The sequence below is a fragment of the Brevibacterium atlanticum genome, assembly GCF_011617245.1.
Lineage (GTDB): Bacteria > Actinomycetota > Actinomycetes > Actinomycetales > Brevibacteriaceae > Brevibacterium > Brevibacterium atlanticum.
Window position 1 is genome coordinate 2550333 of the sequence record NZ_CP050152.1, and the last position, 13472, is coordinate 2563804.

General features: G+C 66.5%; 13 protein-coding genes. All 13 read right to left on the reverse strand.

Translation table 11 applies throughout. The features are described from left to right. Positions 1-73: 73 nt before the first annotated feature. Entirely contained in the window at positions 74-700 is a 627-nt protein-coding gene (locus tag GUY23_RS11400; RefSeq protein ID WP_166972420.1) for an L-threonylcarbamoyladenylate synthase, read from the reverse strand. Positions 701-722: 22 nt separating this feature from the next. Beyond that, positions 723-1826, reverse strand: coding sequence for an AI-2E family transporter (locus GUY23_RS11405; RefSeq protein WP_166976012.1), 1104 nt, complete (start codon positions 1824-1826; stop codon positions 723-725). A 330-nt stretch (positions 1827-2156) separates the two neighbouring features. Beyond that, entirely contained in the window at positions 2157-3668 is a 1512-nt protein-coding gene (gene der / locus GUY23_RS11410; RefSeq protein ID WP_166972422.1) for a ribosome biogenesis GTPase Der, read from the reverse strand. Next, the gene (gene cmk, locus GUY23_RS11415) at positions 3665-4324 is read right to left on the reverse strand and encodes a (d)CMP kinase (protein WP_166972424.1); all 660 of its coding nucleotides are present in this window, start codon (positions 4322-4324) and stop codon (positions 3665-3667) included. Before cmk ends, der begins: the two co-directional genes overlap by 4 nt. Continuing rightward, entirely contained in the window at positions 4321-5412 is a 1092-nt protein-coding gene (locus GUY23_RS11420) for a prephenate dehydrogenase (protein ID WP_166972426.1), read from the reverse strand. The genes cmk and GUY23_RS11420 overlap by 4 nt, the downstream gene beginning before the upstream one ends. Then, a complete protein-coding gene (locus GUY23_RS11425) occupies positions 5409-6269 on the reverse strand; it encodes a pseudouridine synthase (protein ID WP_166972428.1) in 861 nt (286 codons plus the stop codon). Before GUY23_RS11425 ends, GUY23_RS11420 begins: the two co-directional genes overlap by 4 nt. 17 nt (positions 6270-6286) lie before the next feature. Further along, a complete protein-coding gene (gene scpB, locus GUY23_RS11430) occupies positions 6287-6985 on the reverse strand; it encodes an SMC-Scp complex subunit ScpB (RefSeq protein ID WP_166972430.1) in 699 nt (232 codons plus the stop codon). After that, positions 6982-7899 carry a segregation and condensation protein A gene (locus GUY23_RS11435; protein WP_407647392.1) on the reverse strand — a complete coding sequence of 306 codons (918 nt, stop codon included), beginning with the start codon at positions 7897-7899 and terminating at the stop codon, positions 6982-6984. Before GUY23_RS11435 ends, scpB begins: the two co-directional genes overlap by 4 nt. Beyond that, positions 7896-8762, reverse strand: coding sequence for a ParA family protein (locus tag GUY23_RS11440; RefSeq protein WP_166972432.1), 867 nt, complete (start codon positions 8760-8762; stop codon positions 7896-7898). The genes GUY23_RS11435 and GUY23_RS11440 overlap by 4 nt, the downstream gene beginning before the upstream one ends. A 38-nt stretch (positions 8763-8800) precedes the next feature. Beyond that, on the reverse strand, positions 8801-9748 hold the full coding sequence (gene xerD / locus GUY23_RS11445; protein ID WP_166972434.1) for a site-specific tyrosine recombinase XerD: 948 nt from the start codon (positions 9746-9748) through the stop codon (positions 8801-8803). 6 nt (positions 9749-9754) lie between these two features. Further along, entirely contained in the window at positions 9755-10453 is a 699-nt protein-coding gene (locus GUY23_RS11450) for an NUDIX domain-containing protein (protein ID WP_166972436.1), read from the reverse strand. 171 nt (positions 10454-10624) lie between these two features. Continuing rightward, positions 10625-12304, reverse strand: a complete 1680-nt coding sequence (locus GUY23_RS11455; RefSeq protein ID WP_407647359.1) for a CTP synthase — start codon at positions 12302-12304, stop codon at positions 10625-10627. Further along, complete coding sequence (locus GUY23_RS11460; RefSeq protein WP_166972440.1) at positions 12301-13449, reverse strand: glycosyltransferase family 4 protein; 1149 nt, start codon at positions 13447-13449, stop codon at positions 12301-12303. The genes GUY23_RS11455 and GUY23_RS11460 overlap by 4 nt, the downstream gene beginning before the upstream one ends. Positions 13450-13472 lie beyond the last annotated feature (23 nt).

Genomic DNA, 13472 nt, shown 5'->3' on the forward strand with positions numbered 1-13472 from the left:
CGTGGGTGCGCAGACTCGCCGAGGTGGCGCCACCTCGGCGAGGTGAGCATCGGTCCCCGTGGGGACCGTGCGCTCACTCGTCAGTGAATCGGGAGACGTCGCCGGCACCGACGCGGGCCACCTCGGGGAACCCGCCGGTGAAGTCGATGACGGAGGTCGGCACGACTCCGGGGACCCCGGATTCGATGACGATGTCGACGTCGTTGCCGAGCTGGTCCATGACGTCCTCGGCGTGGGTGAGCGGGTCCTCGTCGCCGGGCAGCAGCAGGGTCGAGGAGAGGATCGGCTCCCCCATCGCCTCGACGAGAGCCAGAGCAGTGACGTTCTGCGGGATGCGGGCACCGACCGAATGCTTCTTCGGGTGCATCATCCGCCGCGGAACCTCCTTCGTGGCCTTCATGATGAACGTGTACGGCCCGGGCGTCATCGACTTGATGGCGCGGAAGTCCGAATTGTCGACGATGACGAACTGTCCCAGCTGCGCGAAGTCATGGCACATCAGTGTGAAATGATGCTTCGACCCGAGCTGGCGTATGCGGGTGATCCGCTCGATTCCGTCCTTGTTCTCCAAGGCGCAGCCGAGCGCATAGCAGGAGTCCGTGGGATAGGCGATCAGCCCTCCGCCTCTCAAGGACTCAGCGGCCTGCTCGATCAGTCGGTTCTGCGGGTTCTCCGGATGGATATTCAGTAGTGTCGCCATACTTCATGCTAACCACTCAGAATCATGAGGGCGAGGGGTCAGCCGAGTTTCTTCCCATGTCAGAACCAGAATTTCCTCTGCTGTCCGCACCCGAACTCGCCGCGTCGTCATCGCGTCGTCCGGTATCCGGGTCCGAGGCGAGCAGGATGTTGACCCATCTCGACCGCGGGTCGGCGTCGACGAGCAGCGCCTTGAGCAGGAGGGTCGCCGGCAACGCCAGCAGGGCGCCGAGCCAGCCGAGGATCCACACCCAGAACAGCAGCGAGAGGAACGAGATCAACGGGGTCACGCCGACCGATTCGCCGGTGAACTTCGGTTGGATGATCGCTTGGATGACGAAGTTGAGCACACTGTAGGCGATGACCACCCACAGTGCCGACTGCCAGCCGCTGTCGACCAGCGCCAGCAGCGCCGGCGGGACGAGGCCGATGACGAATCCGATGTTCGGAATGTAGTTCGTCAGGAACGCGAGCACGCCCCACACCCAGATCAGCGGCACATCGATGATGGCCAGCGCGATGACGTCGAGGAATGCGACGATGAGTCCGAAGACCGTCGCCACCACCCAGTAGCGGCGCACGCCGACGGCGAAGTCGCCGATCGACGCCGACAGTGAGGGCTTGACCCGCAGCAGCATCGCCATCCGCTTGTCGATGCCCATCGAGTCCATCGCGACGAAGAACACGGCCATGATGACCGTGGTCAGCAGGCCCGCAACCGACGACAGATTCGTCAGCAGCGGGTAGATCGCGTCGAGGACGGAGCGAACATCGAAGGCTGAGAGCTGCTGTTGGATGACCGAGGACGTCACCCCGATGTCCGAGAGCAGCGCCAGCGTGCTCTGGTAGGTGTAGACGAGTTCGTTGCTGTAGCTGGGGATGAGGATGACGAGTTCGGCGACGGACCATGCGGTGAGGCCGAAGAACGCGATGATCATGCACAGCACGAGGATGACCGAGATGCACGCGCCGATCGCGCGCGGGACCTTGAACCGGGTGAGGATCCGCTGCACCGGGTAGACGACGATGTAGAAGTTCAGCGCGAGGAACACCGGTGCCACGATGTCCTGGAGCCCGCGGAAGAACATCAACGCGTAGGCCAGCCCCGCCATCGTCACCGCGATCATCAGAGCGCGTGCCGGGGTGCGCGTGTACCACGGCGTCACGTCGGGTTCGCGTCCGGTTGACTCGTGATCCCCCGTCGCCGAGGCTGCCCGGCGGTCCGTACCGATAGCCGAAGACCGAGCAGGTTCAGGCTGAGAGGCACCACCGTCGACGCTCGTGGCGTCAGTGTCGCCTCCGGCACCTGAGCCGACGTTCGCCCCGGCAGCGCTATGAACGCCCGACAGGTACGACTGATCCACAGCGCTGTTCTGATCACGCTCGGCGCTGTTCGTGCGTGGATCACCCGTGTGCGACGGCTCCCCCGTACCGTTCGGCGGCTCGTCCTCGTTCATTCAGCGCCGCCGCCGCTTCTCGCGGATGCGCATCGACACCTCGATCGGGGTGCCTTTGAACCCGAAGGTCTCGCGCAGACGACGGGTGATGAAACGGCGGTATCCGGGATCGAGGAACCCGGTCGTGAACAGCACGAACTTCGGCGGACGCGACTGCGCCTGCGTGCCGAAGAGGATCCGCGGCTGCTTGCCGCCGCGCACGGGGTGCGGATTGGCTGCGACGAGTTCGCCGAGGAACGCATTGAGCCGTCCCGTCGGAATCCGGGTGTCCCAGCCGGCCAGTGCAGTCTCCATCGCGGGCACGAGCTTCTCGGCATGCCGTCCGGTCTTCGCCGAGATGTTCACGCGCGGCGCCCAAGCGACATGACCCAGATCCCGTTCGATCTCACGTTCGAGATAGAACCGGCGTTCGTCGTCGAGGAGATCCCACTTGTTGAACGCGAGCACGATCGCCCGCCCCGCCTCGACGGCCGTGGTGACGATCCGGACGTCCTGCTCGCTCAGCGGCTCCTGCACCTCGAGGAGGACGATGGCCACCTCGGCGCGTTCGAGTGCGGTCTGCGTGCGCAGCGCAGCATAGAAGTCAGCGCCGCTGGCTTGGTGGGCACGACGACGGATACCGGCGGTGTCGACGAATCGCCACTGCTTCCCACCGAGCTCGATGAGTTCGTCGACGGGGTCGCGGGTGGTGCCGGCGACATTGTCCACAAGCACACGCTCGGTGCCGATGAGCTGGTTGAGCAGGGATGACTTCCCGACGTTCGGACGGCCGACGAGCGCGACTCGGCGCGGTCCGCCCTCTTCGACGCGGGTATCGACGGCCGAGACCTCCGGCAGGATCGTGAGCACCTCGTCGAGGAGGTCGGCGACGCCGCGACCGTGCAGCGCGGACACCGTCCACGGCTGCCCCAGACCCAGGCCCCAGAGTTCGGCGGCCATGAGCTCACCGCGTTCATCATCGACCTTGTTCGCGGCGAGGATGACCGGCTTCTTCTTCCGCCGCAGCATCTTCACGACCATCTCATCGGTCGAGGTCGGCCCGGTGGTGGCGTCGACGACGAGGACGACGGCATCGGCCATGTCCACGGCGACCTCGGACTGGATCGCGATGCGCGAGGCCATGCCCTTCGAGTCCTGATCCCATCCGCCGGTGTCGACGAGGGTGAACTCCTTCGTGTTCCACTCCGCCCGGTAGCTCACCCGGTCGCGAGTGACTCCGGGAACGTCCTCGACGACGGCCTCACGACGACCGAGCACCCGGTTGACCAACGTCGACTTGCCCACGTTCGGGCGACCGACGATCGCGAGCACGGGTGCGGCACCGAACTCCTCCTCGTCTTCGTCGTCGAAGCCGTGGGCACGCAGCAGTGCCCGGTCCTCGTCTTCGAGTTCATAGCTCTCGAGTCCGGCCTCGAGCGCGGTCGCCCGCTGCTCGGCCTCCTCGTCGCTGATGCTCTCGACACGGTCGACGAGGTCCTCGTCGGGTGTCTCGTGGAATTCGGATTCGCTCATTGTGCGTCCTTCACCAGCTGCAGCACCGTCTCGACCACCTGGTCGAAGTCGATGTCGCTGGTATCGAGTGTGTACACTCCGTCGGCGGCTTCCAAGAAGCTCGTCGTCGCGGAGTCCTTCGCGTCACGGCCGGTGACGAGGTCCTGGGTGGCGGCGATCGCCTCGGCGTCGGCATTGCCGTGCACCTCTTTGGCCCGGCGGGCCACCCGCACCTCATCGCGGGCGGTCATGAGGATGCGCACCGGCGCGTCCGGGGCGACGACGGTGGTGATGTCGCGGCCCTCGACGACGATGCCCTCGGGTGCGGCCCTGATGTAGTCGCGCTGCTTCTCGATGAGCTCCTCGCGGGCATCGACGACGCCGGAGACGGTCTGCACGTTCGCCGACACGTCCTCCCCGCGGATGTCCTCGGTGACGTCGATGTCGTCGACGGAGACGAAGAACTCGTCGGGGCTCAGCGAGATCTCGAGATCGGCGCCGCGGACCTGCTCGAGCACGTCGACGGGATCGGTGACCCCGCGGTTGAGGCACAGCCACGCCATCGCGCGGTACATCGCACCCGTGTCGAGGTACTGGTAACCCAGCCGACGCGCCACCTCCTTGGCGGTGCTCGACTTGCCCACTCCGGACGGTCCGTCAATGGCTACGACGCTCATGCAGTTCCTTCTCTCTCAATGGCGGATTCGGGGATCTGCCATCCCTTCGACAGCAAACCGATCTCCAGCTCCTGCTGGATGGCCGGGACCACGGACACATCGACCATGCCGAGCTTCCGGCCGGAGGCATGATCCATCCGGAAGTCTTCGACATTGACGCCGAGGTCGCCGATGTCCTTGAACAGCCGGGCCAGCATTCCGGGTGTATCCGGAACCAGGATCGTGACAACAGCATAGGTGGTGGGCGGCTGCCCGTGCTTGCCGGGAATCCGGTCGTGGCCTTCATTGCCCAGCGCGATCGCCTTGGCCAGCAGACCCGTCGACCCCGGCCCGAGTTCGAGGGCGGCGATGACCTCGTCGAGTTCGGTGCGCAGATCCATGAGCACGGACCGCACCTCGTCGGCGTTGCCGGTGAGTATCTGCGTCCACAGACCCGGGTCGGAGGCGGCGATGCGAGTGACGTCGCGTAGTCCCTGCCCGGCCAGGGCGATCTCCTCGAGCGGAGCGTGGCGCAGCTGCGAGGCGACGAGGGAGGACACGACCTGCGGCACATGCGAGACCTTCGCGACCGCAGCATCGTGGATGCGCGGATCGAGGTGGAGCACCGAGGCGCCCGTGTCCTCAGCCATGGTGATGACCTCGCCGAGGCGGTCGGACGGTGTGTCCTCGTCCGAGCAGATCACCCAGGGTCGGGCTGTGAAGAGATCCGCCTGAGCGGCGATCGCCCCGGACTTCTCCCGCCCGGCCATCGGATGGCTGCCGATGTACCGATCGAGCTGTGCACCGGTGACCAGCGATTTCACGGATTCCAGCAGGCGGGTCTTGACGCTGGCGACGTCCGTGACCGTGGCGTGCGGGTAGGTCTCGAGAGACCGGGCGATGACCTCTGCGGCGACATCCGGAGGAGTGGCGACGACGACGATGTCCGGGTCGGTGGCAGCGCCGACGACCTGCCCGGCGCCGAGGTCGGCAGCGAGCTGCTGGGCGGTCGGTGAGGCATCTTCGAGGGTCACCTGGTGGCCCTTCGCGCTCAGCGCCAACCCCAGACTGGCACCGAGCAGGCCGGTGCCGATGATGTGGACTCTCACAGGCCGACGGCCTCGAAGAGTGAGCCGACCTCGTCGGAGCGCAGCGGGCGGATCTTGCCCTGCTTCTGTTCGTCGAGGACGATCGGTCCGAAACGCAGACGCACGAGGCGTTCGACGGGATGGCCGATCTCGGCGAGCAGACGACGCACCACCCGGTTGCGACCGGAGTGCAGGGTGAGTTCGACGACGGAGTGGCCCGGGGTCGAGTCGACGAGTTTGAACGCGTCGACCTTGACGAAGCCGTCCTCGAGGTCGAGTCCGGCCTTGAGGATGGCACCGGCGTCCTTCGCCAGCTGCCCCTTGACCTTCGCAAGGTAGGTCTTCGGGATCTCATAGCGCGGGTGGGCCAGCCGGTTGCTCAGCTCACCGTCATTGGTCAGCAGGATGATGCCCTCGGTGTCGGTGTCGAGGCGACCGACGTGGAACAGGCGCTCGGTGTTGCTGCGCACGTAGTCGGCCAGGCAGGGACGTCCCTCGGGATCGCTCATGGTCGAGACGACTCCGGCCGGCTTGTTGAGCACGAGGTAGACCTTCTTCGTCTGTGTCGAAATTCTCACCGCATCGACGTACACGGACTGCGCCTCGGGATCGATCCGGGTGCCCAGTTCGGTCACGATCGACCCGTCGACCTCGACCCGACCGTCGGTGATGAGCTGCTCGCAGGCACGACGCGAACCCAGCCCCGCCTCGGCGAGCACCTTCTGCAGCCGCACACCCCCGCTGACATGGGCATCCGATGCCTGACCCGAGCCGGAAGCACCCCGGTTGGAGGGCTTCGAAGAGGTCGATGCGCGCTGTTTTCGGCTCGGTCGGTTCTGGCGCCCGCCGGGCGCACGAGGATCACGGTAGGGACTCATAGGACCATTCTCTCAAATCAATCGTCGGCTCGTGACATCTCAGCCCGCTCAGCCGGAAGATCGTCCCCGGTGTCCTCGGCTATGCCTGTGTCCTGCGCGTTGGAGATGGCCGGGAGATCGTCGAGATCACTGTCGATCTCAGCGAGGACTTCGGTGTCCTCGGCCCCGAGTTCGGCGACGTCGGCGTCCTCGGGCAGGTACGGGGCGATGTCCGGCAGGTCGTCGATCGAGTTCATACCCATCGTGTCGAGGAACTGCGGGGTGGTCGCATAGAGCAGCGCCGAGGTGGACGCCTCCTTTCCGGCTTCGACGATGAGTCCGCGCAGCAGCAGGGTGCGGATGACACCGTCGACGCTGACTCCGCGGATCGCGGCGATCCGCGGGCGTGAGATCGGCTGCCGGTAGGCGATGACGGCCAGAGTCTCGAGGGCGGCTTGGGAGAGTTTCGCGCTCTGTCCGGAGGTGAGGAAGTCCTTGACCACCTCGTGGTAGTCCCCGCGGGAGAAGATGCGGAAACCCCCGGCGACGTGGCGGATCTCGAAGCCGCGCTGCCGGTGGTTCTCGTCCCCGTCGTAGTCGGCCTTGAGTTCGGCGATCGCCTCAAGCACGGTGTCCTCGTCGAGGCCGAGGGAGGTGGCGAGCTCATCGGCGGTGACCGCCGAGTCGGTGATCATGAGCACTGCCTCGATGCCGGCGAGGACCTCGTCGTCGATCATGCGTCATCTCCCTCATCGTCGTCTGCATCATGTGCACCGTCCCCGTCTTCGTCGCCGCTCCAGTCGCCCTCGGTGCGCAGGTCGACGCCGTCCTCGCTCATCTCGGTGCGGTGGATGAGCAGGCGCCCCAGCGGTTCGGCCTGGTCGAAGTCGCAGAGCCCGACCTTGAACAGTTCGAGCAGGGCGAGGAAGCGGGCAACGACGACCAGGGTGTTCTCGGACGTCTCCAGCAGGTCAGTGAAGTCGACCTCTCCGACTCGCAGGAGCCCGAGGATGTGCCCGCGCTGCTCGGACACGCTGACCAGCGGCAGGTGGATGTGGTCGACGGCGACGCTCGGTGGGGTGTGGTCGCGCTGCAGCACGGTCGCGAAGATCCCGGCGAGCTCGCCCGGACCGATGTTGAGTTCGAGCGGGGGCAGCACGTCCTGGAACTCGGCTTCGAGTCCGACGTCGCGTGGTGCCCGGATCGATCCGGCGGCCATCGCCTCGGCGAGGTAACCGGACACCGACTTGTACGCCTTGTACTGCAGCAGACGGGCGAAGAGGAGGTCGCGGGCCTCGAGGAGTTCGAGGTCGAGGACCTCTTCGCCCTCTTCATGCGGCAGCAGCCTGGCGACCTTGAGGTCGAGCAGGGTCGCTGCGACGAGGAGGAACTGCGAGATCTCCGCGAGGTTCGCCCGGTCCTTGAGTTCGGTGGTGTAGGCGAGGAATTCGTCGGTGACCTCGGCCAAGGCGATCTCCGTGACGTCGAGGCGCCGCTTCGAGATCAGCCCGAGCAGGAGGTCGAAGGGCCCCGAGAAGTTCTCGAGCGAAACCTGGAAGCCCTGGGTGGGAGCCTCGGCGGCATCTCCGTCGACGGCCGCATCACTCTCTGGTGAGACGACCTCACTGCCTGCTGTGACGACGTCGTTCAGGGTGCGCCTCCGCGGGCGATGAGCTCCCTGGCCAGACGCCGGTAGGCCTCGGAGCCCGCATGTTTGGGCGCGAAGCTCGTGATCGGTTCGGCGGCGACGGAGGCGTCGGGGAACTTCACGGTGCGGTTGATGACGGTTTCGAAGACCTTGTCGCCGAAGGCCTCGGTGACCCTCGACATGACCTCCTTCGAGTGCAGGGTCCGCGAGTCGAACATCGTCGCGAGGATCCCGTCGATCTCGAGCGAGGGATTGAGCCGGTCCTGGACCTTCTCGATCGTCTCGACGAGCAGTGCCACGCCGCGCAGGGCGAAGAACTCCGTCTCAAGCGGAATGACCACGCCGTGGGCGGCGGTGAGCGCGTTGACGGTGAGCAGGCCGAGCGAGGGCTGGCAGTCGATGAGGATGACGTCGTATTCGTCGGCGACCTTCTGCAGCGCCCGGGCGAGCACCTGCTCGCGGGCGACCTCACCGACGAGCTGGACCTCGGCGGCGGAGAGGTCGATGTTCGCCGGCAGGATGTCGATGTCCTCGAAGTCCGTTTCGACGATGACCTCATGCGGATCGAGCCGCGGGTTCATCAGCAGGTTGTACACGCTGATGTCGAGGTCATACGGGTTGAGCCCGAGACCCACCGACAGTGCACCCTGCGGGTCGAAGTCGACGAGCAGCATCTTCCGGCCGTACGCGGCCAGGGACGCGCCGAGGTTGATCGACGACGTCGTCTTCCCGACACCGCCCTTCTGGTTGACCATGGCGATGATGCGGGCGGGCCCATGCGAATCCAGCGGGGCCGGCTCCGGGAAATCCTGCGGCTCTTCCGCGGTCCTCTGCTGGGGAATGTCCAACGCCTCTTGCGTATTCATCACTCGGACGGCCACCTTTCGTTGCTCTTGTTCCAACCCTACCGCGCCCGGGGGTGCGAGGTCGCGTACACTTCCCGCAGTGTCTCCTCAGAGACCTTCGTATAGATCTGCGTCGTCGTCACCGAGGCGTGCCCGAGCAGCTCCTGGACGACGCGGATGTCTGCCCCGCCCTCGAGCAGATGCGTGGCGAAGGAGTGTCTGAATGTGTGTGGGGAGACCTCCCCGCCGATCTTCGCCGCCTCGGCCGCGTCCTTGACGATCTGCCACGCCGAGACCCGGGAGAGTCGGGTTCCCCGCGCGTTGAGGAACAGCGCACCTGCGGAAGACGACTTCGCCTTCGCCGCCATCGACGGTCGCACTCGGGAGACCCAGGCGCCCACAGCGCGGGCCGCATGCGAACCGAAGGGCACGATCCTCTCCTTCCCGCCCTTGCCGTAGAGGCGGACGAGCCCGGAGTCGAGATCGACATCGTCGAGGTCGACCCCGACCGCCTCCGAGATGCGGGCTCCCGTGGCGTAGAGGAGTTCGAGGAGGGCGGCGGCCCGGATCTGTGTCGGCTCCTCCCCTGCCGTGGTCGCGAGCATCGCCTCGATGTCGTCGAGGCCGAGTGCCTTGGGCAGTCGCAGTCCTTCCTGCGGCGGGCTGACTTCGGAGGCCGGATCGGTGGGTGTGAGGTTCTCCGCGACGGCGAAGGTGTGGAAGCGCCGCACCGCCACGAGTGCTCGTGCCCGACTGCGCGGTGCGAGCCCCGAATCGAGCAGATGCAGTGCGTAGCCTTCGACCGTGGCCCGTTCCACCTCGCCGAGGCTGCCGATCCCCTCCTCGGTCAGCCAGGTTCCGTACCGGGCGAGGTCCCGGGCGTAGGCGTCGATGGAGTTCCGCGACAGGCCCCGTTCGAAGCGCAGGGAGTTCAGGTACGACTCGAATCCGCGGCGCAGCCCCTCGGGCAGATCGCCTGGCAGCAGTTCGGCCCCGTGCCGAGCCACGGTGTATCAGTCCTCGCCGGGGCGGGCGGGCCCGGTCGTGTCGACCTCGGCTCCACGGCCGAACTCGGGACGTCCGTCGACGAGGAGCCTGGGCGCGTCGACGGCGCGCAGCTGCACGGGAGTGCCGGTCGCCTCGGCGCGGAGGATCCGGGAGACCTGAAGGATCGCCAGTTGGGCGATCGCGTTCGTGATCCGCCCCGCGACGACGGCCTCGAGGGCATCGTCGATGCTCACCCAGCGGAACCGGAATCCGGCTTCCTCCTCGCTGCGCTGATGCCGGTCGGCCTCGGGCACGTCGTGAAGGCCGCGGGCGAGGTAGAGGCGCAGTGTCTCGCTGCTGCCGCCGGGGGTCAGGCAGGAGTCGCTCAGTACCTGCCAGTGATCGGCGGTGAGGTCGGCTTCCTCGACGAGTTCGCGCTTGGCCGCGTCCCACGGGTCCTCGCCGGGGACGTCGAGGAGTCCGGCCGGGACCTCCCACAGCCGCGCCCGCACGGGGTGGCGGTACTGCTGCACGAGCAGGATCCTCTGCTCATCGTCGACGACGGCCACGCCGACGGCACCGGTGTGGGCCATGAGGTCGCGGACGAGTCCGGGCGCTTCGGGCAGGTCGAAGGTCTCGCGGCGGATGTCCCAGACGGCACCGTGGTAGGCGATCTCGGATGCGGTGATGGCAGGGTCATACGGTTCGTCGTGCAGTTCGCTCATCTGCTGCCTCCAAGCAGGGGTTATCGGCCAAAGTATGTGCATTGAGACGGCGAATGCCGCCGGCGCACTCGCCGACGGCATTCCCATCCATCTCTCCGGTCAGCGACCCGAGAGCACCGGTCATCGATCGGGCGCCGAGTCTCCGGTGTCATGTCGTGGACTCTCGGCCTCTCACTGACGCTCGAGCGCGGCGGCCACGAGGCCGGCGAACAGCGGGTGCGGTGAGGTCGGACGCGACTTCAGCTCGGGGTGAGCCTGCGTCGAGACGTAGAAGGGGTGCGTCTCCTGGTTCAGTTCGACGAACTCCACGAGCTCACCGTTGGGTGAGGTGCCGGAGAAGGTCAGCCCCGCCTCGGCGAGCTCATCGCGGTAGGTGTTGTTGACCTCGTAGCGGTGACGGTGGCGTTCACTGATCGTCGTGTCGCCGTAGACGCCGGCGACGACGCTGCCTTCGACCAGCTTCGCCTCATAGGTGCCCAGGCGCATGGTGCCGCCGAGGTCGCCTTCGCCCTCGACGATGGAGAGCTGTTCGGCCATGGTCGCGATGACTGGCACGGTCGTCTCCGGGTCGAACTCGGAGGAGGAGGCGCCCTCGATGCCGGCGACGTTGCGCGCGTATTCGACGACCATGCACTGCAGTCCCAGGCACAGGCCCAGTGTCGGGATGCCGTGGGTGCGGGTGTATTCGAGCGCGCCGAGCTTGCCTTCGATGCCGCGGATGCCGAAGCCGCCGGGCACACAGATCGCGTCGAGACCGGCCAGGGCCTTCTTCGCACCGGCGGGAGTGTCGCACTCATCGGACTGGATCCACCGGACCTTGACCTTCGCGTCGTTGGCGAAGCCGCCGTGGCGCAGGGCCTCGGTCACCGACAGGTAGGCGTCGGGCAGGTCGATGTATTTGCCGACGATGCCGATCGTGACCTCACGGGACGGATTGTGCACACGTTCGAGTACCCAGTCCCACTTCGTCCAATCGACGTCGCGGAAGGGCAGGTTGAGGGAACGGATGACGAACACGTCGAGGCCGCCGTCGTGGAGGACCTTCGGGATGTCGTAGATGCTCGGGGCGTCGACGCAGGAGACGACGGCGTCGGTCTCGACGTCGCAGGCGCCGGCGATCTTCGACCGGATCGAATCCGGCAGTTCGCGGTCGGAGCGCAGCACGATCGCATCGGGCTGGATGCCGATGGAGCGCAGGGTGGCCACCGAGTGCTGGGTCGGCTTCGTCTTCAGTTCTCCGGAGGGCCCGAGGTAGGGCACGAGGGAGACGTGGATGAAGAACACGTTGTCCCGGCCGATGTCGTGACGGACCTGACGGGCCGCTTCGAGGAAGGGCTGCGATTCGATGTCGCCGACGGTGCCGCCGATCTCGGTGATGATGACGTCAGGACGGTCCGCCTCGGGGCGTTCGGCCTGAGCACGCATCCGCGCTTTGATCTCATCGGTGATGTGCGGGATGACCTGCACGGTGTCGCCGAGGTAGGCACCACGACGTTCCTTCGCGATGACCGAGGAGTAGACCTGACCGGTCGTGACGTTCGCAGCTCCGTCGAGGTCGTTGTCGAGGAAGCGCTCGTAGTGGCCGATGTCGAGGTCGGTCTCGGCGCCGTCCTCGGTGACGAAGACCTCGCCGTGCTGGAAGGGATTCATCGTGCCGGGATCCACGTTGAGGTAGGGATCCAGCTTCTGCATGGCGACCGTGAGGCCGCGCTGGGTGAGCAGGTGCCCGAGACTCGAGGCCGTCAGTCCCTTGCCCAACGAAGAGGCGACGCCTCCCGTGACGAAGATGTGCTTTGCCGTATGTGTGCCGCCAGGGCCAGTTCGATTCACCACGGAATTTGATTCTATCAAAGACCGGCCGCCGAATCCGAGGCAGATTCGGCTTCGGCGTAGAGATCGAGCAGGGTCGTCGATATCGCGGCCCCGTTGTTGACGTCGATGACCCGCTTCTTCGCGGCCACCGCGGAGGTGCCGCGCCCGGCTGGGTCGTCGAGAAGATGATTGATCTCACTCAGCAGCGCGTCCGTGTCGTCGGCGGCGACGCCCTTCGCGGCCTCACCCCAGATGCCGGCGCGACGTTCGCTGCCGATGAAGACGGCGGGCCTCGACAGCTGCATGAGATCCTCATGGCTCAACCCGGTCATCGTCTCGCTGGCGATGACGAGGTCAGCCGCGGCGGCCACATCGACGAGGTCGCCGGCCGGTGCGACGATGACGCCGCGGTCGGAGAACTCCCGCGCGATCGTCGACCGGTCCTTGCCGGTGCCGGTGAGCACCGTGACGACCTTGCGGTCGGGTCGGCGCCTGTTGATCTGGTCGGCGGCGTCGAGGACGGTTGCCAGGGCCGTGTGGTCGCGCAGGGCGATGGGGCTGGCGATCATCCAGGTGCCCTCGCCGATGCCGAGTTCACGGCGCACCTCGGCGCGCGGGGTGCGCACTGTGAGGTCGACGTCGATGTCCGGGTGAACGAGTTCGGCGCGTTCGACGATCGGGACCTTCCCGCCGAAGTAGTCGACGACGGGTTCGGTGGTGCCGAGCACCGCGGTGGCCGTACGGCCGACGATCTCGGCCCCGGTCTTCTCGATGACGTTCGCTGCGTCGAAGGACTCGATCGTGGCGACGACCTTCGGGTGCAGGCGGGCGGGCAGTCCGGTGAAGGCGAGTCCGGCGAGGGTGGCTGCGTGCAGGCCGTGCGCATGGACGACGTCGACGTGCTGGTAGTACTTGTGAAGAGTGAAGGCGGTGTTCGGGTCGGCCATCGTGAAGCGTCGGCGTGCCGCGAGCTCGATCTCGCGGAATTCGCCGGCGAGCTCCTCGGGGACTCCGAACGTGCCGAGCAGTGACCGGTGGGCGGCGACGGCGACCTTGTATCCGGCCTTGAGATGACCGAGTACGGCGAGCTTCGCCACTTCGACGACCGGTCCAGTGGTTTCGGCGAGCACGTGCAGAATCCTCGTGTCTGCGCTCAGTGTTCTGACCTCGCCGGATTCACTCATTTCCTCATCCTCTACTTTCGTTC